23 protein-coding genes and 1 pseudogene are annotated in these 22,393 nt (G+C 61.6%); 19 read left to right on the plus strand and 5 right to left on the minus strand.

Features of this window, described 5'->3' with window-relative positions; translation table 11 throughout:
* Position 1 precedes the first annotated feature (1 nt).
* The 4 genes and pseudogenes from coaBC to argB all read left to right on the plus strand — a co-directional run bounded on the left by coaBC (position 2) and on the right by argB (position 4,234).
* Positions 2-1,210: a bifunctional phosphopantothenoylcysteine decarboxylase/phosphopantothenate--cysteine ligase CoaBC gene (gene coaBC / locus ACEN93_RS16040; RefSeq protein ID WP_134023013.1), complete on the plus strand. Its 1,209-nt coding sequence runs from the start codon at positions 2-4 to the stop codon at positions 1,208-1,210.
* 5 nt (positions 1,211-1,215) lie between these two features.
* Entirely contained in the window at positions 1,216-1,671 is a 456-nt protein-coding gene (gene dut / locus ACEN93_RS16045; RefSeq protein ID WP_007954445.1) for a dUTP diphosphatase, read from the plus strand.
* Between the two features lie 256 nt (positions 1,672-1,927).
* Positions 1,928-3,304, plus strand: a pseudogene (locus ACEN93_RS16050) (phosphomannomutase/phosphoglucomutase); the annotation flags it as partial.
* A 24-nt stretch (positions 3,305-3,328) separates the two neighbouring features.
* Positions 3,329-4,234: an acetylglutamate kinase gene (gene argB, locus ACEN93_RS16055; RefSeq protein WP_007954443.1), complete on the plus strand. Its 906-nt coding sequence runs from the start codon at positions 3,329-3,331 to the stop codon at positions 4,232-4,234.
* Between the two features lie 69 nt (positions 4,235-4,303).
* On the opposite strand, the gene pyrE is transcribed toward argB, so the two are convergent.
* Complete coding sequence (gene pyrE / locus ACEN93_RS16060) at positions 4,304-4,948, minus strand: orotate phosphoribosyltransferase (protein ID WP_011336558.1); 645 nt, start codon at positions 4,946-4,948, stop codon at positions 4,304-4,306.
* Positions 4,949-5,030: 82 nt separating this feature from the next.
* Between pyrE and crc the strand changes: the two genes are divergently transcribed.
* Complete coding sequence (crc, locus tag ACEN93_RS16065; RefSeq protein WP_007920349.1) at positions 5,031-5,810, plus strand: catabolite repression control protein Crc; 780 nt, start codon at positions 5,031-5,033, stop codon at positions 5,808-5,810.
* A gap of 63 nt (positions 5,811-5,873) precedes the next feature.
* Here crc and ACEN93_RS16070 read toward each other — a convergent pair whose 3' ends face one another.
* Together ACEN93_RS16070 and rph are read right to left on the minus strand one after the other, a co-directional pair.
* Complete coding sequence (locus ACEN93_RS16070) at positions 5,874-6,242, minus strand: DUF4870 domain-containing protein (RefSeq protein WP_039765199.1); 369 nt, start codon at positions 6,240-6,242, stop codon at positions 5,874-5,876.
* A 29-nt stretch (positions 6,243-6,271) separates the two neighbouring features.
* On the minus strand, positions 6,272-6,994 hold the full coding sequence (gene rph, locus ACEN93_RS16075) for a ribonuclease PH (protein WP_003229494.1): 723 nt from the start codon (positions 6,992-6,994) through the stop codon (positions 6,272-6,274).
* 267 nt (positions 6,995-7,261) lie between these two features.
* Here rph and ACEN93_RS16080 point away from each other — a divergent pair, with 267 nt between their 5' ends.
* The 6 genes from ACEN93_RS16080 (at position 7,262) to ACEN93_RS16105 (ending at position 12,570) form a co-directional block, all read left to right on the plus strand.
* Positions 7,262-8,125 carry a YicC/YloC family endoribonuclease gene (locus ACEN93_RS16080; RefSeq protein WP_007954440.1) on the plus strand — a complete coding sequence of 288 codons (864 nt, stop codon included), beginning with the start codon at positions 7,262-7,264 and terminating at the stop codon, positions 8,123-8,125.
* 13 nt (positions 8,126-8,138) lie between these two features.
* Positions 8,139-8,759, plus strand: a complete 621-nt coding sequence (gmk, locus tag ACEN93_RS16085) for a guanylate kinase (protein WP_236187573.1) — start codon at positions 8,139-8,141, stop codon at positions 8,757-8,759.
* Between the two features lie 168 nt (positions 8,760-8,927).
* Positions 8,928-9,191: a DNA-directed RNA polymerase subunit omega gene (gene rpoZ / locus ACEN93_RS16090; protein WP_003229503.1), complete on the plus strand. Its 264-nt coding sequence runs from the start codon at positions 8,928-8,930 to the stop codon at positions 9,189-9,191.
* Between the two features lie 57 nt (positions 9,192-9,248).
* Entirely contained in the window at positions 9,249-11,354 is a 2,106-nt protein-coding gene (spoT, locus tag ACEN93_RS16095) for a bifunctional GTP diphosphokinase/guanosine-3',5'-bis pyrophosphate 3'-pyrophosphohydrolase (protein ID WP_007954439.1), read from the plus strand.
* Positions 11,355-11,378: 24 nt separating this feature from the next.
* On the plus strand, positions 11,379-11,759 hold the full coding sequence (locus ACEN93_RS16100) for a RidA family protein (protein WP_003229509.1): 381 nt from the start codon (positions 11,379-11,381) through the stop codon (positions 11,757-11,759).
* A gap of 70 nt (positions 11,760-11,829) precedes the next feature.
* On the plus strand, positions 11,830-12,570 hold the full coding sequence (locus tag ACEN93_RS16105; RefSeq protein WP_074689978.1) for a putative periplasmic lipoprotein: 741 nt from the start codon (positions 11,830-11,832) through the stop codon (positions 12,568-12,570).
* A 63-nt stretch (positions 12,571-12,633) separates the two neighbouring features.
* Here ACEN93_RS16105 and ACEN93_RS16110 read toward each other — a convergent pair whose 3' ends face one another.
* Positions 12,634-13,491, minus strand: coding sequence for an SDR family oxidoreductase (locus tag ACEN93_RS16110; protein ID WP_103385864.1), 858 nt, complete (start codon positions 13,489-13,491; stop codon positions 12,634-12,636).
* A 188-nt stretch (positions 13,492-13,679) separates the two neighbouring features.
* Here ACEN93_RS16110 and exbB point away from each other — a divergent pair, with 188 nt between their 5' ends.
* The 8 genes from exbB (at position 13,680) to ACEN93_RS16150 (ending at position 21,634) form a co-directional block, all read left to right on the plus strand.
* A complete protein-coding gene (gene exbB / locus ACEN93_RS16115) occupies positions 13,680-14,633 on the plus strand; it encodes a tonB-system energizer ExbB (RefSeq protein WP_064600426.1) in 954 nt (317 codons plus the stop codon).
* Positions 14,634-14,639: 6 nt separating this feature from the next.
* Complete coding sequence (exbD, locus tag ACEN93_RS16120; RefSeq protein ID WP_039765185.1) at positions 14,640-15,068, plus strand: TonB system transport protein ExbD; 429 nt, start codon at positions 14,640-14,642, stop codon at positions 15,066-15,068.
* Entirely contained in the window at positions 15,065-15,811 is a 747-nt protein-coding gene (locus ACEN93_RS16125) for a TonB family protein (RefSeq protein ID WP_490840548.1), read from the plus strand. Before exbD ends, ACEN93_RS16125 begins: the two co-directional genes overlap by 4 nt.
* Before the next feature lie 175 nt (positions 15,812-15,986).
* Entirely contained in the window at positions 15,987-16,916 is a 930-nt protein-coding gene (locus ACEN93_RS16130) for a hydrogen peroxide-inducible genes activator (RefSeq protein ID WP_007954418.1), read from the plus strand.
* 9 nt (positions 16,917-16,925) lie between these two features.
* Positions 16,926-19,001: an ATP-dependent DNA helicase RecG gene (gene recG / locus ACEN93_RS16135; RefSeq protein WP_074689971.1), complete on the plus strand. Its 2,076-nt coding sequence runs from the start codon at positions 16,926-16,928 to the stop codon at positions 18,999-19,001.
* A gap of 79 nt (positions 19,002-19,080) precedes the next feature.
* A complete protein-coding gene (locus tag ACEN93_RS16140; protein WP_039765182.1) occupies positions 19,081-20,481 on the plus strand; it encodes an aminoacyl-tRNA deacylase and HDOD domain-containing protein in 1,401 nt (466 codons plus the stop codon).
* Between the two features lie 137 nt (positions 20,482-20,618).
* Entirely contained in the window at positions 20,619-20,876 is a 258-nt protein-coding gene (locus ACEN93_RS16145; protein WP_039765180.1) for a hypothetical protein, read from the plus strand.
* The gene (locus tag ACEN93_RS16150; protein ID WP_074689967.1) at positions 20,873-21,634 is read left to right on the plus strand and encodes a Fic/DOC family protein; all 762 of its coding nucleotides are present in this window, start codon (positions 20,873-20,875) and stop codon (positions 21,632-21,634) included. The genes ACEN93_RS16145 and ACEN93_RS16150 overlap by 4 nt, the downstream gene beginning before the upstream one ends.
* A 36-nt stretch (positions 21,635-21,670) precedes the next feature.
* Here the strand turns inward: ACEN93_RS16150 and ACEN93_RS16155 are convergent, their stop codons facing one another.
* The gene (locus ACEN93_RS16155) at positions 21,671-22,054 is read right to left on the minus strand and encodes an SCP2 sterol-binding domain-containing protein (RefSeq protein WP_039765176.1); all 384 of its coding nucleotides are present in this window, start codon (positions 22,052-22,054) and stop codon (positions 21,671-21,673) included.
* Positions 22,055-22,393 lie beyond the last annotated feature (339 nt).

Raw genomic sequence — 22,393 nt, forward strand, 5'->3', positions numbered from 1 at the left:
TATGCAGCGGCTGTATCGGAAACGCATCGTTCTGGGCGTCGGCGGCGGCATTGCTGCCTACAAGAGCGCCGACCTTGTGCGCCGCCTGATCGATCAGGGCGCCGAAGTGCGCGTGGTCATGACCCGTGGCGGCAGCGAATTCATCACCCCGCTGACCATGCAGGCGTTGTCCGGCCACCCGGTTCACCTGGACTTGCTCGACCCGGCCGCCGAAGCGGCGATGGGCCACATCGAACTGGCCAAATGGGCCGATCTGGTGCTGATCGCCCCGGCCACCGCCGACTTGCTGGCCCGTCTGGCCCAAGGCATTGCCAACGATTTGCTGACCACCCTGGTGCTGGCCACCGACGCCATCGTGGCCGTCGCCCCGGCCATGAACCAGGCCATGTGGCGCGACCCGGCGACCCAGGCCAACCTGCAACTCCTTGAAAGCCGTGGCCTGAAGACCTTCGGCCCGGCCTCCGGCAGCCAGGCCTGCGGCGACGTCGGCATGGGCCGCATGATGGAAGCCACCGATCTGGCTCAACTCGCGGCGGATTGCTTCCAGCGTCAGGCGCTGACCGGCAAGCACGTGGTCATCACCGCCGGCCCAACCCAGGAAAACATCGACCCGGTGCGCTACATCACCAACCACAGCTCCGGAAAAATGGGCTTCGCCCTGGCCGAAGCGGCGGTGGAAGCCGGCGCCCGCGTGACCCTGATCAGCGGCCCGGTGCATTTGCCGACGCCGGATCGCGTCACCCGGATCGACGTGGTCAGCGCCCGCGACATGCTCGCCGCGTGTGAAGCCGCGATCCCTTGCGACATCTTTATCGCCTCGGCGGCGGTGGCGGACTACCGTCCGGAAGTCGTCGCCCCGCAAAAATTGAAGAAAGACCCTACGAGCGGCGACGGCTTCGTCCTGCAAATGGTGCGCAACCCGGACATCCTGGCCACCATCGCGACCCGTCCCGACCGTCCGTTCAGTGTCGGCTTCGCCGCCGAGACCGAACACCTGCTCGACTACGCTGCGCGCAAGCTGAAGGACAAGAATCTCGATCTGATCGTCGCCAACGACGTCGCCAACCCGAGCATCGGTTTCAACAGCGAAGAAAACGCCTGCAGCGTCATCGACCGTGCGCTGCACCCCACGGTTTTCGCCCAGACCAGCAAGAGCAAGATCGCTCGCCAACTGGTCACTTTTATCGCCGAACGTCTGAACCAGGTTTAATTTACATGCACGCTTTGCAAGCCAAGATCCTCGACCCACGCATCGGTACCGAATTCCCGCTGCCGCAATACGCCACACCGGGCTCCGCCGGCCTCGACCTGCGCGCCATGCTGCAAGAGGACATCGTGATCAAGCCGGGTGAAACCGTGCTGATCCCTACCGGTCTGTCGGTCTACATCGGCGATCCGAACCTCGCCGCGCTGATCCTGCCGCGCTCGGGCATGGGCCATAAGCACGGCATCGTGCTGGGCAATCTGGTCGGCCTGATCGACTCCGACTACCAGGGCCCGCTGATGGTGTCCTGCTGGAACCGTGGCCAGACCGAATTCACCATGCCGGTTGGGGAGCGCCTGGCGCAGCTGGTGCTGGTGCCGGTGGTTCAGGCGCACTTCGAAATGGTTGAAGAGTTCGTCGAAACCGAACGCGGCGCTGGCGGTTTCGGCCATTCCGGCACCAAGTGATTGGTTTTATGGCGAGGGAGCCTGCTCCTTCGCCATAAAAATAGGCAGATTCATCTGAAAGCTTTACCGCTGAAAATCAAGGCATTGACAGGTCAAAGCCACGCCGTACGTGGCGTCATGGCCCTTTCACACCACGAACTCTCTGTGAAAACCGCCGTCATACCCTTCAGTTTGAGCTTGCCGTCGAATAGTCGTCGGTGTGTCCAGCCACTTTCGAGATGGAGCATTTTTGCAGATGAGCACCCCCGCCCAAGTCGCCCCGAAGCTTCCCGACAGCATCTTCCGCGCCTATGACATTCGCGGCACCGTGCCGGAATTCCTCAATGGCGAAACCGCCTACTGGATCGGTCGCGCCATTGGCTCCCAAAGCCTGGCCCAGGGCGAACCGAACGTGTCCGTCGGTCGTGACGGCCGTCTGTCCGGCCCGGAACTGGTTGCCGAACTGATCCGCGGCATCGCCGAAAGCGGCTGCCATGTCAGCGACGTCGGCCTGGTGCCGACGCCTGCGCTGTACTACGCCGCCAACGTGCTGGCCGGCAAATCCGGCGTGATGCTCACCGGCAGCCACAACCCGTCGAACTACAACGGCTTCAAGATCGTGATCGCCGGCGACACCCTCGCCAACGAACAGATCCAGGTCCTGCATGAGCGCATCAAGACCGGCAACCTGAGCAGCGGCACGGGCAGCGTGACCCAGGTCGAGATTCTCGACCGCTACACCACCGAAATCGTCCAGGACATCAAACTGGCCCGCCGCCTGAAAGTCGTGGTCGACTGCGGCAACGGCGCAGCCGGCGTGATCGCCCCGCAACTGATCGAAGCGCTGAACTGCGAAGTCATCCCGCTGTTCTGCGAAGTCGACGGCAACTTCCCGAACCATCACCCGGACCCGGGCAAGCCTGAGAACCTCGTCGACCTGATCGCCAAGGTCAAGGAAACCAACGCCGACATCGGCCTGGCCTTCGACGGTGACGGCGACCGCGTCGGCGTGGTGACCAACACCGGTACCATCGTGTTCCCGGATCGCCTGCTGATGCTGTTCGCCCGTGACGTAGTGGCGCGCAACCCGGACGCGGAGATCATCTTCGACGTCAAATGCACCCGCCGCCTGATCCCGCTGATCAAGGAATATGGCGGTCGGCCGCTAATGTGGAAGACCGGTCACTCGTTGATCAAAAAGAAAATGAAACAGTCCGGCGCACTGTTGGCCGGCGAGATGAGCGGGCACATTTTCTTCAAGGAACGCTGGTTCGGTTTCGACGACGGCATTTACAGCGCCGCACGGCTGCTGGAAATCCTCAGCAAGGAAAAATCTTCGGCCGAGGAGCTGTTCGCGACCTTCCCGAACGATATTTCCACGCCGGAAATCAATATCCATGTGACCGAAGAGAGCAAATTCAGCATCATTGATGCACTGCACGATGCCCAGTGGGGCCCAGGCGCCGACCTGACCACCATTGACGGCGTGCGGGTCGACTACGCCAAAGGCTGGGGCCTGGTGCGCGCGTCCAACACCACACCGGTGCTGGTGCTGCGCTTCGAGGCCGATGACGAGGCGGAACTGCAGCGCATCAAGGCTGTGTTCCATGCCCAACTGAAACGCGTTGCACCTGATCTCCAACTACCGTTCTGATTGCTGATTCACCCGGAGCCCTGAATGACCCTCGAACGCGATGCTGCCGCCAACACTGCCAAGGTCCTGTCCGAAGCGCTGCCTTACATCCGCCGATACGTCGGCAAGACCTTGGTGATCAAATACGGCGGCAACGCGATGGAAAGCGAGGAGCTGAAAACCGGCTTCGCCCGCGACATCGTGCTGATGAAGGCCGTGGGCATCAACCCGGTGGTCGTGCACGGCGGTGGCCCGCAGATCGGTGATCTGCTCAAGCGTCTGTCGATCGAAAGCCACTTCGTCGACGGCATGCGCGTTACCGACGCCGCGACCATGGATGTGGTGGAAATGGTCCTCGGGGGTCAGGTCAACAAAAGCATCGTCAACCTGATCAACCGTCACGGCGGCAGCGCCATCGGCCTGACCGGTAAAGACGCCGGGCTGATTCGTGCGAAGAAGCTCACCGTCACCCGCCAGACCCCGGAGATGACCCAACCGGAAATCATCGACATCGGCCATGTGGGCGAAGTGGTCGGGATCAACACCGAACTGCTGAACCTGCTGGTCAAAGGCAACTTCATCCCGGTGATCGCGCCGATCGGTGTGGGTGAAAACGGCGAGTCGTACAACATTAACGCTGACCTGGTGGCTGGCAAGGTTGCCGAAGCGCTGAAAGCCGAGAAGCTGATGCTGCTGACCAACATCGCCGGCCTGATGGACAAGTCGGGCACCGTACTGACCGGCCTGAGCACCCAGCAGGTCGACGACCTGATCGCCGACGGCACCATCTACGGCGGCATGCTGCCGAAGATTCGCTGTGCACTGGAAGCGGTTCAGGGCGGCGTGGGCAGCTCGCTGATTATCGACGGCCGCGTTCCGAATGCGATCCTGCTGGAAATCTTCACCGATACCGGTGTGGGTACGCTGATCAGCAATCGCAAGCGTCCATAAGTGCTCGCGCAAATAAAAAGACCCCGCTCAGCCTGGCTGAGCGGGGTCTTTTTTTGCCTGAAGCTGCGATCAGACGCCGAACTGGGCGCGATAGGCTTCAACGGCCGGCAGGTGCTGCTTGAGCTGCGGGTCGTCTGCCAGGAATTCCAGCACCTGGTTCAGCGACACGATGCTGATGACCGGAATGCCGAAATCACGTTCGACTTCCTGAATGGCCGACAGCTCACCGTTGCCGCGCTCCTGACGGTTCAGGGCGATCAGCACGCCGGCAGCCTTGGCGCCGTCCTGGGAAGCGATGATCTGCATCACTTCACGGATCGCGGTGCCGGCAGTGATCACGTCGTCGATGATCAGCACGTCGCCGGTCAACGGCGCGCCGACCAGGCTGCCACCTTCGCCGTGGGCCTTGGCTTCCTTGCGGTTGAAGCACCAAGGCAGGTCACGGTTGTGGTGCTCGGCCAGCGCCACAGCAGTAGTTGCCGCCAGCGGGATGCCTTTGTAGGCCGGGCCGAACAGCACGTCGAACGGAATGCCGCTCTCGGCGATGGCTGCGGCGTAGAAACGACCCAGCTGCGCCAGCGCGGAACCCGAGTTGAACAGGCCGGCATTGAAGAAGTAAGGACTGGTGCGCCCGGACTTCAGGGTGAACTCACCGAAGCGCAAAACGCCGCGATCGATGGCAAAACGAATGAAATCGCGCTGATACGCTTGCATGAAAAAAACCCCAAATACCACGGATTTAGCTAATTAGCTTGACGCCGTGTATCATACACGCACGCGATTTTTGGGGCCATTTATGCGGATCATCAGTGTGAACGTCAATGGTATTCAGGCTGCAGTCGAGCGCGGTTTGCTCAGTTGGCTGCAGGCACAGAATGCCGACGTCATCTGCCTGCAGGACACCCGTGCCTCCGCCTTTGAACTGGACGACCCAGCCTTCCAACTGGATGGCTACTTCCTTTATGCCTGCGATGCTGAAGTCCCTGCCCAAGGTGGCGTGGCTTTGTATTCGCGGTTGCAACCGAAGGCTGTCATCAGCGGTCTCGGATTCGAGACGGCCGACCGCTACGGGCGCTACCTGCAAGCAGATTTCGACAAAGTCAGTATTGCCACCTTGCTGCTTCCTTCGGGGATGAACGGCGATGAGGACTTGAACCAGAAGTTCAAGCTCATGGACGACTTCGGCAAGTACCTGGACAAACAGCGGCGCAAACGTCGCGAGTACATTTATTGTGGCTCGCTGTACGTCGCGCAGCAGAAGCTCGACATCAAGAACTGGCGCGACAGCCAGCAATCACCGGGCTTCCTGGCGCCGGAACGCGCCTGGATGGACGAGATTGTCGGCAACATGGGCTACGTAGATGCCCTGCGCGAAGTCAGCCGCGAAGGTGACCAGTACAGCTGGTGGCCGGACAACGAACAGGCCGAGATGCTGAATCTGGGCTGGCGCTTCGACTACCAGATCCTGACTCCGGGCCTGCGGCGCTTCGTGCGCAGTGCACGCCTGCCGCGTCAGCCTCGGTTCTCGCAGCACGCGCCGCTGATCGTCGACTACGACTGGACGCTGACCATCTAAGCGGCCTTTCGCAGACACAAAAAAACCGACTTCACTGTCGGTTTTTTTGTGGGCGATCGTTCGTTATTTGATCAACCGCCAGGTGAACGGATAACGATAAGGGAAGCCTTCGTTGGCTTTCACTCCGCCGATAATCGTCAGCACCAGCGCCGCAATGGCCAGCAGGCCAAACAGCACGAACCCGATAAGCAACAGCATCAGAACGAAGCAGACCATCGAAGCAATCGCCACGGTGATCTGGAAATTCAACGCTTCCTTGCCCTGAGCGTCGATGAACGGATCGGTCTCGCGCTTCATCTGCCACAGGACCAGCGGCCCGATCAGCGTGCCGAACGGAATCCAGATCCCCAGCAAGGCGGACAAGTGACAAAACATGGCCCATTGACGAACCTCCTGGCTCGGCTTGGGCAGCAACTCTTGCTCATCACTCATCGCGTCCTCCTTGCGGGTTACGAACCTGCTCAGTCGGCCAGTGCAGCCTTTTGCAGTTCGAAGATCTCGTTCATGCCTTTCTTGGCCAGCTCCAGCATCGCGTTCAGCTCTTCAGGCTGGAACGGCGCGCCTTCGGCGGTGCCCTGCACTTCGATGAAGCCACCAGTGCTGGTCATCACCACGTTGAGGTCGGTCTCGGCAGCGGAATCTTCAAGATAGTCCAGATCCAGCACCGGCTCGCCCTGGTACATGCCCACGGAAACAGCACCGATCATTTGCTTGAGCGGGTCGCCGCCTTTCAGGCCGCCACGCTTCTTGATCACTTTCAAGGCATCGACCAGTGCAACCATCGCGCCGGTGATCGACGCGGTACGGGTGCCACCGTCAGCCTGGATCACGTCGCAGTCGACGTACAGGGTGACGTCGCCCAGCTTGGACATGTCCAGCGCGGCGCGCAGGGAACGGCCGATCAGGCGCTGGATTTCCAGGGTACGACCGCCCTGCTTGCCACGGCTCGCTTCACGCTGGTTACGCTCGCCGGTGGCGCGCGGCAGCATGCCGTATTCGGCGGTCAGCCAACCCTGGCCCTGGCCTTTGAGAAAACGCGGCACGCCGTTTTCGACGCTGACGGTGCAGATGACTTTGGTATCACCGAATTCGACCAGTACCGATCCCTCGGCGTGTTTGGTGTAGTTGCGGGTAATGCGGATCGAGCGGAGCTGATCGGCAGCGCGACCACTAGGACGTTTCATAGGAGATACCTGTACTGGGGACGGAAAACTGCGGACCATTATAGAGCCGCGCACCGCGCCTGGGCACTCGTTAAAAAATCCGGCCGACGACCGAAGGCCCTGAAACGCGCTTCGCCGACGGCCTGCAGCCCTTTGTCACACCGTGTGTTTGGGCGCATCTGCCGCACTGCGCTACAATCCTGCGCCTTTGCTGCCAGTCGGCTTAAATTCATTGATATCGAGCTGCGGAGCTTCAATTCGCGCCGATCTGTATCGCGAGGTCACCCCATGGTGCACAGCATGACCGCCTTCGCCCGCGTCGAAAAAGCCGGCGTCCAGGGCACCCTGAGCTGGGAACTGCGCTCGGTCAACAGCCGTTACCTGGAACCCCACTTGCGCCTGCCGGAGTCGTTTCGCGACCTCGAAGGCGCTGTCCGCGAAGCCCTGCGCCAGGGCCTGTCGCGCGGCAAACTGGAATGCACCCTGCGTTTCACCGAGGAAAGCACCGGCAAGCCGCTGCAGGTGGATCGCGAGCGCGCCGCGCAACTGGTCGCCGCTGCCGAAACCGTTGCTGGCCTGATCAAGAACCCGGCCGCTCTGAACCCGCTGGAAGTGCTGGCCTGGCCAGGCGTACTGGTCGCCGACGCCACCGACCCGCAGGCGCTGAACGCCGAGGCGTTGGCCTTGTTCAATCAGGGCCTGAAAGACCTCAAGGCCGGCCGCGAGCGCGAAGGCGCGGAGCTGGCACGCCTGATCAACGATCGCCTGACCTCCATCGAAGAAGATGTAGTGACCCTGCGCGAACTGGTTCCGCAGATGCTCGCCACCCAGCGCCAGAAAGTCCTCGACCGCTTCGCCGACATGAAGGCCGAGATGGACCCGCAGCGTCTGGAACAGGAAATGGTCATGCTCGCGCAAAAGAGCGACGTGGCCGAAGAACTGGATCGCCTGAGCACCCACATCATCGAAGTTCGCCGGGTGCTCAAGTCCGGCGGTGCCGCCGGCCGGCGCCTGGACTTCCTGATGCAGGAGCTCAACCGCGAAGCCAACACACTGGGCTCCAAGGCCTTCGACCCGCGCAGCACCCAGGCGGCGGTCAACCTCAAGGTGTTGATCGAGCAGATGCGCGAACAAGTGCAGAATATTGAGTAAGGCTACCCCCGACATGACCCACAGCACCGGCACCCTGTACATCATTTCCGCCCCCTCGGGCGCGGGCAAGAGCAGTCTGGTCAAGGCCCTGACCGACGCCAACCCGGAAATCCGCGTCTCGATTTCCCACACCACCCGCGCCATGCGCCCGGGCGAAGTGGACGGCGTGAACTATCACTTCGTGACCCGCGAAGAGTTCGTGAAGATGGGTGAGCACGGCGACTTCCTGGAACGCGCCGAAGTTTTCGGCAACTTCTACGGCACCTCGCAAAGCCGCCTGCAGCAGACCCTGGACGAAGGCCACGACCTGATTCTGGAAATCGACTGGCAAGGCGCCGAGCAAGTGCGCAAGCTGATGCCGCAGGCCCGTTCGATCTTCATTCTGCCGCCATCGCTGCAGGCCCTGCACCAGCGCCTGACCAACCGTGGCCAGGACAGCGACGACATCATCGACGGCCGGATGCGTGAAGCGGTCAGCGAGATGAGCCACTACGTCGAGTACGACTACCTGATCATCAACGACGATTTCGCCCACGCGCTGGACGATCTGAAGGCGATTTTCCGCGCCAATCAGCTGCAACAGAAACGCCAACAAGTGCGTTTCGGCAAATTGCTGGCTGAATTGCTGGGCTGAAACAGCACTTCCCAAAACCGCTGCAAGGGCTTTACATTGGCACTTGCAGCGCGTTGAAGAGTCTGGTCAAAAAATCAGCGCTTCCCTAATCGCTGGTGATTTTTTAAACTGTTGAGTCCGCTCGCCCAACCGGGCAGCGCGCATATTGCATTCGCTCCGAGGAATACCATGGCCCGCGTAACCGTTGAAGACTGCCTAGAACACGTGGAAAACCGCTTTGAGCTGGTCATGCTCTCTACCAAGCGTGCCCGTCAACTGGCCACCGGCGGCAAAGAGCCCCTGGTTCAGTGGGAAAACGACAAACCGACCGTAGTTGCGCTGCGTGAAATCGCTGAAGGCCTGATGAGCTACGAGTTCATCGCCGAGCAGGAAATCGTCCACGAAGACCCTGTCTTCGCTGCGTTCGAGGACGAGTCCAACGAGGCCGTCTAAGCCTATGCCTGGTCGACGTAGCACGGCGCGGGATCACAGCCTACGGCAGGAGACATCATGCCGAGCATAGACGCCCTCGCCGATCGCTTATCGACCTACCTCGGCAACGACCAGGTCAACCTGGTCCGCCGAGCGTATTTCTACGCCGAACAAGCCCACGACGGCCAACGCCGCCGTAGCGGCGAGGCGTACGTCACGCATCCTCTTGCCGTGGCAAATATTCTTGCCGACATGCACATGGACCATCAGAGCCTGATGGCTGCGATGCTGCATGACGTGATCGAAGACACCGGTATCGCCAAGGAAGCGCTGCAAGCGCAGTTCGGTGAAACCGTGGCCGAACTGGTCGACGGGGTCAGCAAACTGACCCAGATGAACTTCGAGACCAAGGCCGAAGCCCAGGCGGAAAACTTCCAGAAGATGGCCATGGCCATGGCGCGCGACATTCGCGTGATCCTGGTCAAGCTTGCCGACCGCCTGCACAACATGCGCACGCTGGAAGTGCTGTCCGGCGAAAAACGCCGGCGTATCGCCAAGGAAACCCTCGAGATCTACGCACCCATCGCCAACCGGCTGGGCATGCACGCGATCCGCATCGAATTCGAAGACCTCGGCTTCAAGGCGATGCACCCGATGCGTTCCGCGCGGATCTACCAGGCCGTCAAACGCGCCCGGGGCAACCGCAAGGAAATCGTCAACAAGATCGAAGAATCCCTCGGCCACTGCCTCGCCATCGACGGCATCCAGGGTGAAGTCAGCGGTCGCCAGAAACACCTTTACGGCATCTACAAGAAAATGCGCGGCAAGCGTCGGGCCTTCAACGAGATCATGGACGTCTATGCGTTCCGGATCATCGTCGACAAGGTCGATACCTGCTACCGCGTGCTGGGTGCTGTACATAATTTGTACAAACCGTTGCCGGGGCGCTTCAAGGATTACATCGCGATCCCCAAGGCCAACGGCTATCAGTCGCTGCACACCACGCTGTTCGGCATGCACGGCGTCCCGATCGAAATCCAGATCCGCACCCGTGAAATGGAAGAGATGGCCAACAACGGCATCGCCGCCCATTGGCTGTACAAATCCAGCGGTGACGAGCAGCCGAAAGGCACCCACGCCCGCGCCCGTCAGTGGGTCAAGGGCGTGCTGGAAATGCAGCAACGCGCCGGCAACTCGCTGGAATTCATCGAGAGCGTGAAGATCGACCTGTTCCCGGACGAGGTCTACGTGTTCACGCCCAAAGGCCGGATCATGGAGCTGCCCAAAGGCTCCACGGCTGTGGACTTCGCCTACGCGGTGCACACCGACGTCGGCAACAGCTGCATCGCCTGCCGGATCAACCGTCGTCTCGCACCGCTGTCCGAACCGCTGCAAAGCGGCTCCACGGTCGAGATCGTCAGCGCCCCCGGCGCACGTCCGAACCCGGCGTGGCTCAACTTCGTGGTCACCGGCAAGGCGCGGACGCACATCCGCCATGCGCTGAAACTGCAACGCCGCTCCGAATCCATCAGCCTCGGCGAACGCCTGCTGAACAAGGTGCTCAACGGCTTCGACAGCGCGCTGGAACAGATTCCGGCCGAGCGTGTGAAGGCGATGCTCACCGAGTACCGCCTCGAACTGATCGAAGACTTGCTGGAAGACATCGGCCTCGGCAACCGCATGGCCTACGTCGTGGCGCGCCGCCTGCTCGGCGAAGGCGAACAACTGCCAAGCCCGGAAGGTCCGCTGGCGATTCGCGGCACCGAAGGCCTGGTTCTCAGCTATGCCAAATGCTGTACGCCGATCCCGGGCGACCCGATTGTCGGTCACCTGTCGGCGGGCAAGGGCATGGTCGTGCACCTGGACAACTGCCGCAACATCAGCGAAATCCGTCACAACCCGGAAAAATGCATCCAGCTCTCGTGGGCCAAGGATGTCACCGGCGAATTCAACGTCGAACTGCGCGTCGAGCTGGAGCACCAGCGCGGCCTGATCGCCCTGCTGGCCAGCAGCGTCAACGCAGCCGACGGCAATATCGAGAAAATCAGCATGGACGAACGCGATGGTCGCATCAGCGTTGTCCAGTTGGTGGTCAGCGTCCACGACCGTGTGCACCTGGCCCGCGTGATCAAGAAACTGCGCGCCCTGACCGGGGTGATCCGCATCACCCGCATGCGTGCATAACTTAAACATTACAAGGAGTCATACATGACCAAGACTGTTATCACCAGCGACAAGGCCCCGGCCGCCATCGGCACTTACTCCCAGGCGATCAAGGCCGGTAACACCGTTTACATGTCGGGTCAGATTCCCCTCGATCCAAAAACCATGGAACTAGTCGAAGGCTTCGAAGCCCAGACCGTCCAGGTGTTCGAGAACCTGAAAGCCGTGGCCGAAGCCGCCGGTGGTTCGTTCAAGGACATCGTCAAGCTGAACATCTTCCTCACCGACCTGAGCCACTTCGCCAAGGTCAACGAGATCATGGGCAAGTACTTCGACCAGCCGTACCCGGCGCGCGCCGCCATCGGCGTGGCAGCCCTGCCAAAGGGTTCGCAGGTTGAAATGGATGCCATTCTGGTCATCGAGTAATGCGCACGGCGCGGCCTCACGCCGCGCCGACTGCTCTGCGGTAAAGAAAAGGTTTTGAAAGGATTCCACCATGCGCAAAGCGCTTGCTCTCTCGCTGCTCGCCATTTTCCTCGGCGGTTGCGCCAGCAACCCTGCCGACCGTGACATCAGCGGCACCTGGATTAATCAGGTCGCCATCGATGCCGCTGCCAAGGGCGGCCCCCTGCGCGAAGCGCTTCAGGCTTACGGCCCGAACCTGGAGTGGGACGTCAACACCAAGGCCGGTCAGGCCCGCTACACCAACGGTTTCGAAAACGTCGAAGGTCGCTTGCTCGGCGAACAGTCCGGCGCCTGGAAAGTCGACTTCTATGGCAGCTCCGCCAGCGAGCTGAAACGCGACGGCGGCCAACTGCAACAAGCTGCCAACGAAAATGAACCGGAACAAGTCTTCGACCGCGCACAGATCCCGGTGCCGGACGGCGCACCGATCGGCGCCAGCTTCGAACGCGCGCTGTATTCCGCTTATCTGGGCGGCAACTGGACGATCACCAGCGGCCAGGGCGAAGGCGCCACCGTGCAGTTCCAGGCGGACGGTCAAGTCTCCGGCCTGCCGGGTGCCGACCGCTATGCGCTGTGCCTCGCAGGCGATTGCGCATCGATGAGCAGCGGCAACGACAGCATGTGGTTGCAGCAGAACGGCCAGGGCAACAACTGGATCTTTGTTCGCAAGGGCAAAGAGCTGGAAATCCTGCAGGCCGTGAACACGGCACTGGCGGACGAACAACCGCAGTTCACCCCGGGTGAACGCAAGTGGTTGCTCGAGAAGCAGTGATCGGCGCTTGAGACAAAAAAGGCGGGAGCAAGCATTTGCTCCCGCCTTTTTTACGCCTGAAGATCAGCAGCGCCCCTCAAGAATCGCGGCATACCCCTCGCGATAACTCGGATACTTCGGCACCCATCCCAGCGCCTTCGCCCGGGCATTGCTGCAACGTTTGCTGCCGGTGCGACGCACGCTCTCGTCTTCCGACCACTCGGTGACACCCAGATACTCACGCAGCCACGCTACCACCTCGGCCAGCGGCGCCGGCGCATCGTCCACGCCGATATAGATGTCATCCAGCGCCCCGCCTCTGCGAGCCGCTTCCAGCAGAAACGCCATCAACCCCGCCGCGTCATCGGCATGGATGCGATTGCCATACAGCGGCGGATCGACCGCCACGCGATAACCCCGACGCACCTGGGTCAGCAGCCATTCACGACCAGGGCCATAAATACCCGTCAGGCGCACGATGCTCGCAGGAATGCCGCTGTTGAGCGCAACCTGCTCGGCCTCCAGCATCACCCGACCGGAATAACCCGCAGCGACGGTTTCGGACTTTTCATCGACCCATTCGCCGTTCTGCTGGCCATAAACACTGCTGCTGGAAACAAACAGCAACCGCTCAGGCTCCTGACCGTAATCGTTCAGCCAACCCAGCACATGCTGCAAACCCTGCACATAAGCCGCGCGATAACCGGCTTCATCGTGATCAGTAGCCGCCGCGCTATACACCAGGTAATCGATAGCGCCCACCGGCCACGTCTCGGGGCAATCCTCATTGAACAAGTCACCGGCCACACCGATAACGCCGTCCGGCAAACGTGAAATATCACGGCGCAGGCCGTAGACCTGGAAGCCGGCAGCCAGCAATTGCGTGGCCAGACGACTGCCGACATCACCACAACCGGCGATCAAAACAGAAGGCGCGGACATCAAAAATCTCCCATCGGAAAGCGACAGACTAGCCTCGGCAAGGGACGAGCGGCTAGCAATCAAGGAAAAAAAGCAACTCTATTACTTTTGTTAACAAGAATTACTTGCAATAATGCACGCCACTTTTGTTCTCGGCCTCACGAGGCCTGGAAGAGCATCACCGTTTTTCTATCTCAGGTCCGGCCAGCATGACACGCATTCAAAACTCCGCTTCGCCAACCAACCGACCTCGCGCCTGGAGCGCCGTGGCTGCCCTGCTGGTCAGCCTGATGCTGGCGCCAGCCGCCGCCTTCGCTGACGCACAAGCCCCGGCCGCGCCAGCCGCCACCGAGCAAAGCGCTCCGGCTGCTGCACCTGCCGCGACCGATCCGGTGCAGGCCGTAGACGCCAGCGCCGCCGACGCGCCGGAAGTCCTTGAAGCCGACAACACCCTGGGCATGGCCCACGACCTGTCGCCATGGGGCATGTACCAGAACGCCGACGTCATCGTTAAAGCCGTGATGATCGGTCTGGCCATCGCCTCGATCATCACCTGGACCATCTGGATCGCCAAGGGCTTCGAGCTGATGGGCGCCAAGCGTCGTCTGCGCGGCGAGATTGCCGCCCTGAAAAAAGCCGCCACGCTCAAAGAGGCCAGCGCCACCGCCGCGAAGGAAGGCACCCTCGCCAACCTGCTGGTACACGACGCGCTGGAAGAAATGCGCCTGTCGACCAACGCCCGCGAGAAAGAAGGCATCAAGGAACGCGTCAGCTTCCGCCTCGAGCGCCTGGTCGCAGCCTGTGGCCGCAACATGAGCAGCGGCACCGGCGTCCTCGCCACCATCGGTTCCACCGCACCGTTCGTCGGCCTGTTCGGTACCGTGTGGGGCATCATGAACAGCTTCATCGGCATCGCCAAAACCCAGACCACCAACCTTGCCGTCGTAGCACCGGGTATCGCTGAAGCGCTGCTGGCTACCGCACTGGGTCTGGTGGCCGCGATTCCTGCCGTGGTCATCTACAACGTCTTTGCCCGCTCCATCGCCGGTTACAAGGCTCAGGTGTCCGATGCGTCGGCTCAGGTGCTGCTGCTGGTCAGCCGCGACCTCGACCACCAGCCTGAGCGCAACAGCTCGCAACCGCACATGGTGAAAGTGGGGTAATCGGCCATGGGCCTGCATTTGAAAGAAGGCGCAGACGACGATCTGGCCGAGAACCACGAAATCAACGTCACGCCGTTCATCGACGTGATGCTGGTGCTGTTGATCATCTTCATGGTGGCCGCGCCGCTGGCCACCGTGGACATCAAGGTTGACCTGCCTGCCTCGACCGCCAAACCGGCGCCGCGGCCGGAGAAACCGGTGTTCCTCAGCGTGAAGGCTGACCAGCGCCTGTTCATTGGCGATGACGAAGTGAAAGCCGAAACCCTCGGCGCCGTCCTTGACGCCAAGACCCAGGGCAAGAAAGACACGACGATCTTCTTCCAGGCCGACAAAGGTGTGGATTACGGCGACCTGATGAGCGTGATGGATAACCTGCGCGCTGCCGGTTACCTGAAGGTCGGTCTGGTCGGACTCGAGAGCGCAGTCAAGAAATGATCACCACGCGCCATAAGCTGACGCGTTACAGCGGTAGCCTGGCCGTGGTGCTGGGTGTTCACGCGCTGGCCATCGCGCTGGCGCTGAACTGGAACGTCCGCCCGCCCATCGAATTGCCGCCGCAGGCAATGATGGTCGAGCTGGCACCGGTTCCGGCCCCGCCACCGCCCGCACCGCCGAAAGTCGTCACGCCACCGCAGCCACCGGCTCCGGCTGAGGAACTGCCGATCCCGAAACTGGCCGAAGCGCCGAAAGCCGAGATCGCGGTGCCCAACCCCAAGCCCAAGCCGAAACCCAAACCGCCGAAGCCGATCGAGAAGAAACTGCCCGATCCGCCGAAGGAGAAACCGTCCGAAGAGAAGCCGGCCGATACCCAGCCGACTCAGGCCCCGACGGAGAAATCCGCCCAGCCTGCACCGGGCCCGTCGCCTGCACAATTGGCCGCCAAGGCCAGCTGGCAAGGCACCCTGCTCGCGCATCTGGCCAAGTACAAGAAGTACCCGGCCAGCGCTCAGGCACGGGGCAAGGAAGGCTTGAACCGGTTGCGTTTCGTGGTTGATGGCGAAGGCAACGTGCTGTCGTTCGAACTGGTGAGCCGCTCCGGCAACGCCGATCTGGACCGGGCCACCCTGGAAATGATCCGCCGCGCCCAGCCGCTGCCCAAGCCACCGGCGGACATGCTGACCAATGGCGCGATCGAAATCGTTGCGCCGTTTGTGTACTCGCTGGAGCGCCGCCGCTGATTCGCACTCGCGAAGCCCGGCCTGATCCAGCCCAAAAGGCACCGAAAGGTGCCTTTCGCTTATCCATCCACGGCAAACCGGCATTGCCCGGTGTCGCATTCATCACTCAGTCTGATAACGTGCGTCTATCGATTGCAGCCGGTATGCTTGGCCCGCATCTTCATGGACGCTTGCTATGACTCTCACAGAATTACGCTACATCGTTACCCTCGCCCAAGAGCAGCATTTCGGCCACGCGGCCGAGCGTTGCCACGTCAGCCAGCCGACCCTGTCGGTGGGCGTGAAAAAGCTTGAAGACGAACTCGGTGTGCTGATTTTCGAGCGCAGCAAAAGCGCCGTGCGCCTGACCCCGGTCGGTGAAGGCATCGTCGCCCAGGCGCAGAAAGTGCTGGAGCAGGCCCAGGGCATCCGCGAACTGGCCCAGGCCGGCAAGAACCAGCTGACCGCCCCGCTGAAAGTCGGCGCGATCTACACCGTCGGCCCGTACCTGTTCCCGCACCTGATTCCACAACTGCACCGGGTCGCCCCGCAGATGCCGTTGTACATCGAAGAAAACTTCACCCACGTGCTGCGCGACAAACTGCGCAACGGCGAGCTGGACGCGATCATCATCGCCCTGCCGTTCAACGAAGCCGACGTGCTGACCCTGCAACTCTACGACGAGCCGTTCTACGTCCTGATGCCGGCCCAGCACCCGTGGACCCAGAAAGAATCCATCGACGCCGCGCTGCTCAACGACAAGAGCCTGCTGCTGCTCGGCGAAGGCCACTGCTTCCGCGATCAAGTGCTGGAAGCCTGCCCGACCCTGACCAAGGGCAACGACGGCGCCAAGCACACCACGGTCGAATCCAGCTCACTGGAAACCATTCGCCACATGGTCGCGTCCGGTCTGGGCATCTCGATCCTGCCGCTGTCAGCGGTGGACAGCCACCACTACGCCCCCGGCGTGATCGAAGTGCGCCCGCTGTCGGCACCGGTGCCGTTCCGCACCGTGGCCATCGCCTGGCGTGCGAGCTTCCCACGGCCGAAAGCCATCGAGATCCTCGCCGACTCCATACGCCTGTGCTCGGTCGCCAAGCCTGCCGCGCCGGTCACGGCCGGTTAAGCCAGCGTCATGACGGAGCTGTCGCAGGTCTCGGTCACCGCACTCAAGGGTGTCGGTGAAGCCATGGCCGAGAAACTGGCCAAGGTCGGTCTGGAAAACCTCCAGGACGTGCTGTTCCACCTGCCGCTGCGTTATCAGGATCGCACCCGCGTGGTGCCGATCGGCGCGTTGCGGCCGGGACAGGACGCCGTGGTCGAAGGCACCGTCAGCGGCGCCGACGTGGTCATGGGCCGGCGTCGCAGCCTCGTCGTGCGTTTGCAGGACGGCACCGGCGGACTGAGCCTGCGCTTCTACCACTTCAGCAACGCGCAGAAAGAAGGCCTCAAGCGCGGCACGCGGATTCGCTGCTACGGTGAAGCCCGGCCCGGCGCCTCGGGGCTGGAGATCTACCACCCGGAATACCGCGCCATCAACGGCGACGAACCGCCACCGGTGGATGAAACCCTGACCCCGGTCTACCCGCTGACCGAAGGCCTGACACAGGCGCGTCTGCGCCAGTTGTGCATGCAGACCCTGACCCTGCTCAAGCCATCCACCCTGCCCGACTGGCTGCCGACCGAACTGGCCCGCGACTATCAACTGGCGCCGCTGGCCGACGCGATCCGCTACCTGCACAACCCGCCCGCCGATGCCGACGTCGACGAACTCGCCCTCGGCCATCACTGGGCCCAGCATCGCCTCGCTTTCGAGGAACTGCTGACTCACCAGCTATCGCAGCAGCGCCTGCGCGAAAGCATGCGCTCCCTGCGCGCGCCGGCGATGCCGAAAGCCACCAAGCTGCCGGCGAAATACCTGGCCAACCTCGGCTTCAATCCGACCGGCGCGCAACAGCGGGTCGGCAACGAAATCGCCTACGACCTCAGCCAGCACGAACCGATGCTGCGATTGATTCAGGGCGACGTCGGCGCGGGTAAAACCGTGGTCGCCGCCCTCGCCGCGCTGCAAGCGCTGGAGGCTGGCTACCAGGTCGCGCTGATGGCGCCGACCGAGATCCTCGCCGAGCAGCACTTCATCACCTTCAAACGCTGGCTCGAACCGCTGGGCATCGACGTGGCGTGGCTGGCCGGCAAGCTCAAGGGCAAGAACCGCGTCGCCGCGCTGGAACAGATCGCCAGCGGCACGCCGATGGTGGTCGGCACCCACGCGCTGTTCCAGGACGAAGTGCAGTTCAAGAATCTCGCGCTGGTGATCATCGACGAACAACACCGCTTCGGCGTGCAGCAACGTCTGGCGCTGCGGCAGAAAGGCGTCGGCGGGCGCATGTGCCCGCATCAACTGATCATGACCGCCACGCCGATTCCGCGAACACTGGCGATGAGCGCCTACGCCGACCTCGACACCTCGATCCTCGACGAACTGCCGCCCGGCCGAACCCCGGTCAACACCGTGCTGGTCACCGACACCCGTCGCGTCGAAGTCATCGAGCGGGTACGCAGCGCCTGCGCCGAGGGCCGTCAGGCCTATTGGGTGTGCACGCTGATCGAAGAGTCCGAAGAGCTGACCTGCCAGGCCGCCGAAACCACGTTTGAAGACCTGACCGCCGCCCTCGGCGAACTGAAGGTCGGGCTGATCCACGGCCGCATGAAACCCGCCGAGAAAGCCGCCGTCATGGCCGAATTCAAGGCCGGCAACCTGCAACTGCTGGTCGCCACCACCGTGATCGAAGTCGGTGTCGACGTGCCCAACGCCAGCCTGATGATCATCGAAAACCCCGAGCGCCTGGGCCTTGCGCAACTGCACCAGTTGCGCGGTCGCGTCGGCCGGGGCAGCGCGGTCAGCCATTGCGTGCTGCTCTACCATCCGCCGCTGTCGCAAATCGGCCGCCAGCGCCTGGGCATCATGCGCGAGACCAACGACGGTTTCGTCATCGCCGAAAAAGACCTCGAACTGCGCGGCCCCGGCGAAATGCTCGGCACCCGCCAGACCGGCCTGCTGCAATTCAAGGTCGCCGACCTGATGCGCGACGCCGATCTGCTGCCCGCCGTGCGCGATGCCGCCCAGGCTTTGCTAGAACGCTGGCCCACCCACGTCAGCCCGTTGCTCGACCGCTGGCTGCGACACGGGCAGCAATACGGCCAAGTGTGAGCACCGTCGCAGTTTCTGACAGCTCGTTCCAACCAAGCTGGTTATACTCCTGCAATTGTTTCAAAAACGGATACAGACCATGACCGAAGCTGCTCTCGCCCCCGAATCCCCGCACGCTCCGTCTGTTATTCGGCTGCTGCTCAACAAGCTGGGCGTCGCCTACGAAGAAGTGCTCGACCACCACGGCCTCAACGCCTCGCGCAAAGTGCAGGCGGTGTTGCTGGACGACGCGGTCGGTGCGCTGATGGTGCTGTTTCCACAGAGCCAGTTGCTGGATCTCAACCGCCTCGCCGAGCTGACGGGCCGTCGCCTGACCGCCGTGTCCACCGAACGCCTGGAAAAGATGCTCGGCAAACACAGCCTGAGCCTGCTGCCGGGCCTGCCGGCGCTGACCAGTTCGCCGTGCCTCTACGAAGAAGGCCTGCTGCGCGAGCCGAAGTTGCTGATCAACTCCGGCGAGCCGGGCCTGCTGCTGGAAATCGCCAGCGAAGACTTCAAGACCATGCTGACCAAGGCCAGCGCCGCCAACTTTGGCGAAGCCCTGAGCAGCATCCGCCCGAACCTCGACCGCCCGGACGATGACCGCGAGGAAATCACCCAGGCCGTGCAGGCGTTCACCGCGCGACGCATCCAGCAGCGTCTGGAAGCGACCATCGAAATTCCGCCGCTGGCCGAAACCGCACAAAAAATCATCAAGCTGCGCGTCGACCCGAACGCCACCATCGACGACATCACCGGCGTGGTCGAAACCGACCCGGCACTGGCCGCGCAAGTGGTGAGCTGGGCGGCGTCGCCGTACTACGCCTCGCCGGGCAAGATCCGTTCGGTGGAAGACGCGATCGTCCGCGTGCTGGGCTTCGACCTGGTGATCAACCTGGCGCTGGGCCTGGCCCTCGGCAAGACCCTGAGCCTGCCCAAGGATCACCCGCAACACACCACGCCGTACTGGCAACAGTCGATCTACACCGCCGCCGTCATCGAAGGCCTGACCCGCGCCATGCCGCGTGCCCAGCGCCCGGAATCCGGCCTGACCTACCTCGCCGGCCTCCTGCACAACTTCGGCTACCTGCTGCTGGCCCACGTGTTCCCGCCGCACTTCTCGCTGATCTGCCGCCACCTGGAGGTCAACCCGCACCTGTGCCACAGCTATGTCGAGCAACACCTGCTGGGCATCAGTCGTGAACAGATCGGCTCCTGGCTGATGCGCTACTGGGACATGCCGGACGAACTGGCCACCGCCCTGCGCTTCCAGCACGACCCGAACTACGACGGCGCCTACGCCGAATACCCGAACCTCGTCTGCCTGGCCGTGCGCCTGCTGCGCAGTCGCGGGATCGGCTCCGGCCCGGATGAAGACATCCCGGATGCGCTGCTGGAACGCGTTGGCCTGACTCGTGACAAGGCCAATGATGTGGTCAGCAAAGTCCTGGAAGCCGAAGTCCTGCTGCGTGAACTGGCTTCGCAGTTCAGCCAGGCTTAAAGCATTCTTCGGAACGTCAACCAGGGCCTGTTTTGATTGCAGATTGGGCCCTGGCTCCACAGATTTCGGCCACTTTGCCAGCAACGACAGCAAACAAGCGCCCTGCTATGATTTGACGGCATTCAGAGGAATTTCCGATGACCCAAACAGATGCTGTCAGCGTTGCGAGCGAAGTGCGCAAGCTTGCCAAAGACAACAAGGTTACAGCCAGTCGTGACGGCATGAGTCGTATGGCCGTGGGGATTACCCGCTTGTCTGGCGATGTCGTCGAGCTGGATGGCATCGAACAGTTGCTCGTCAATCTCAAGCGAAAAGGCGTTCTGAGCAAATCTGAAATCCTGGCGCTCCAAGGGCGCTATCTTCAAGAAAGGCGCGCACAGAAACGTAGCGCATGACTTTTGATCCATTCGGCGACTTCGACAAGGCTGGATATCTTCAAAACTCGCTGCAACTGAAAGATCCCGTTGAAGTAAAAGAGTCAGAGCATCTTTCGTTCGAATTGAGTATCGAAGAGGCGCTTGCCTATCTGGCCAAGAAAAAGCCAATCGATTACCAGACTGTACTCAAGGTTCACGAAATCCTGTTCTCCGGCTTCTATCACTGGGCAGGAAAAGACCGGAACGAGCTTGTCCCTCACCTGGCAGTCTTCAAGGGCTCTCTCGACGACCCTCGCAGCACCGTCTTCGAGCGCCCGGACTCCATCAAAATGTCTGTCGACTATGCGCTCAAGCTCGCATCAGACAAAAAACGCTTCAGAGACCATCCCGGTGGAGTGATGGGCCAACTGGCTTTCGCACACCCCTTCCTGGACGGCAATGGACGCGCGATTCTATTGGTCTTCATGGAACTCTGTTATCGAGCCGGGTTCGCCATCGACTGGTCAAGAACAAACAAAGACGACTACTTGCGGGCACTCAGCGACGAGATCCGAGAACCTCGCGAAAGGCATCTCGATAACTACCTCAACCCGTTCGTAGTCGATATATCCAGTCGTGACGAATGGCCAGAGACCATCAGTGGCATCAGAGGCCTGGATGGCCTGGACAAGGAAGACATCGCTTACGAGAAGCTGGACAACCCGAAAGTCCAGCAGATCTACAAGACGTACCGGGGCCAGCCACTGGACGCCGAGCCCCCTGAACCGGACAGCTGAAAACGCTGGACCTTCCCGGCAAACTACCTGCAAGACCTATGACTTCGGCTTGGCCTTCCTAGGCTTCAAATACTTCATCAACCCCTGAAACCACATGACCAGCGCCGGGTTGCCCTTGAGCTGAATCGACTTGTCCTGAATCCCCTGCATGAACGCCAGTTGCTTGTTCTTCGCCTGCATCGTGGCAAACCCGAACGCCGCGTCCTTGAACGCAATCGCAAACGCCGGCTCCGCCACCACACCAGACTTGCTGGTAATGCGCTGGTCCTTCACCACGAAATGCCGCGCCACCTTCCCGTCCAGAGTCTGCAGCTGAAACACCAGATCCTTGTCACCCAACTGCTGCTGGAACGCAGGATTTGTCCGACTGGCCTTCCCCATCAACAGACCCAGCATCCACAGAAGAAAACGAAATTTCATGCGCACAGCCTCAAAAGGAAAATGAACGGCTGGGGGAGTGTAAGGGATTCGGATGGATTCGCCACTATCCTGGATTGATAGAAGACGATGCAGGTCTTTTCTCGCATGATGACTACCAAGTCACGCTTCCAAACCCTTGAGCCTGATCGTTCCCACGCTCCGCGTGGGAATGCCTCCCGTGACGCTCCGCGTCACACCATCCCCCCGTCCTACACCTGAAGAAACACATTCCTGTAGGAGCTGCCGATAGCAATGGTTTCTTGTTCCTCTAACCCGCAAATCCTTGGGAAATGTCCTTCAAACTGCGGTGCTGTCCATGAACTAGGCAGGCTGGACCAT

The sequence above is a fragment of the Pseudomonas sp. Pseusp21 genome (assembly GCF_059492145.1).

Bases quoted from the DNA above. Each gene is read 5' to 3' on its own strand.
- coaBC (WP_134023013.1), top strand. From the start codon at position 2: ATGCAGCGGCTGTATCGGAAACGCATCGTTCTGGGCGTCGGCGGCGGC.
- dut (WP_007954445.1), top strand. From the start codon at position 1,216: ATGCACGCTTTGCAAGCCAAGATCCTCGACCCACGCATCGGTACCGAA.
- argB (WP_007954443.1), top strand. From the start codon at position 3,329: ATGACCCTCGAACGCGATGCTGCCGCCAACACTGCCAAGGTCCTGTCC.
- pyrE (WP_011336558.1), bottom strand. From the start codon at position 4,948: ATGCAAGCGTATCAGCGCGATTTCATTCGTTTTGCCATCGATCGCGGC.
- crc (WP_007920349.1), top strand. From the start codon at position 5,031: ATGCGGATCATCAGTGTGAACGTCAATGGTATTCAGGCTGCAGTCGAG.
- ACEN93_RS16070 (WP_039765199.1), bottom strand. From the start codon at position 6,242: ATGAGTGATGAGCAAGAGTTGCTGCCCAAGCCGAGCCAGGAGGTTCGT.
- rph (WP_003229494.1), bottom strand. From the start codon at position 6,994: ATGAAACGTCCTAGTGGTCGCGCTGCCGATCAGCTCCGCTCGATCCGC.
- ACEN93_RS16080 (WP_007954440.1), top strand. From the start codon at position 7,262: ATGGTGCACAGCATGACCGCCTTCGCCCGCGTCGAAAAAGCCGGCGTC.
- gmk (WP_236187573.1), top strand. From the start codon at position 8,139: ATGACCCACAGCACCGGCACCCTGTACATCATTTCCGCCCCCTCGGGC.
- rpoZ (WP_003229503.1), top strand. From the start codon at position 8,928: ATGGCCCGCGTAACCGTTGAAGACTGCCTAGAACACGTGGAAAACCGC.
- spoT (WP_007954439.1), top strand. From the start codon at position 9,249: ATGCCGAGCATAGACGCCCTCGCCGATCGCTTATCGACCTACCTCGGC.
- ACEN93_RS16100 (WP_003229509.1), top strand. From the start codon at position 11,379: ATGACCAAGACTGTTATCACCAGCGACAAGGCCCCGGCCGCCATCGGC.
- ACEN93_RS16105 (WP_074689978.1), top strand. From the start codon at position 11,830: ATGCGCAAAGCGCTTGCTCTCTCGCTGCTCGCCATTTTCCTCGGCGGT.
- ACEN93_RS16110 (WP_103385864.1), bottom strand. From the start codon at position 13,491: ATGTCCGCGCCTTCTGTTTTGATCGCCGGTTGTGGTGATGTCGGCAGT.
- exbB (WP_064600426.1), top strand. From the start codon at position 13,680: ATGACACGCATTCAAAACTCCGCTTCGCCAACCAACCGACCTCGCGCC.
- exbD (WP_039765185.1), top strand. From the start codon at position 14,640: ATGGGCCTGCATTTGAAAGAAGGCGCAGACGACGATCTGGCCGAGAAC.
- ACEN93_RS16125 (WP_490840548.1), top strand. From the start codon at position 15,065: ATGATCACCACGCGCCATAAGCTGACGCGTTACAGCGGTAGCCTGGCC.
- ACEN93_RS16130 (WP_007954418.1), top strand. From the start codon at position 15,987: ATGACTCTCACAGAATTACGCTACATCGTTACCCTCGCCCAAGAGCAG.
- recG (WP_074689971.1), top strand. From the start codon at position 16,926: ATGACGGAGCTGTCGCAGGTCTCGGTCACCGCACTCAAGGGTGTCGGT.
- ACEN93_RS16140 (WP_039765182.1), top strand. From the start codon at position 19,081: ATGACCGAAGCTGCTCTCGCCCCCGAATCCCCGCACGCTCCGTCTGTT.
- ACEN93_RS16145 (WP_039765180.1), top strand. From the start codon at position 20,619: ATGACCCAAACAGATGCTGTCAGCGTTGCGAGCGAAGTGCGCAAGCTT.
- ACEN93_RS16150 (WP_074689967.1), top strand. From the start codon at position 20,873: ATGACTTTTGATCCATTCGGCGACTTCGACAAGGCTGGATATCTTCAA.
- ACEN93_RS16155 (WP_039765176.1), bottom strand. From the start codon at position 22,054: ATGAAATTTCGTTTTCTTCTGTGGATGCTGGGTCTGTTGATGGGGAAG.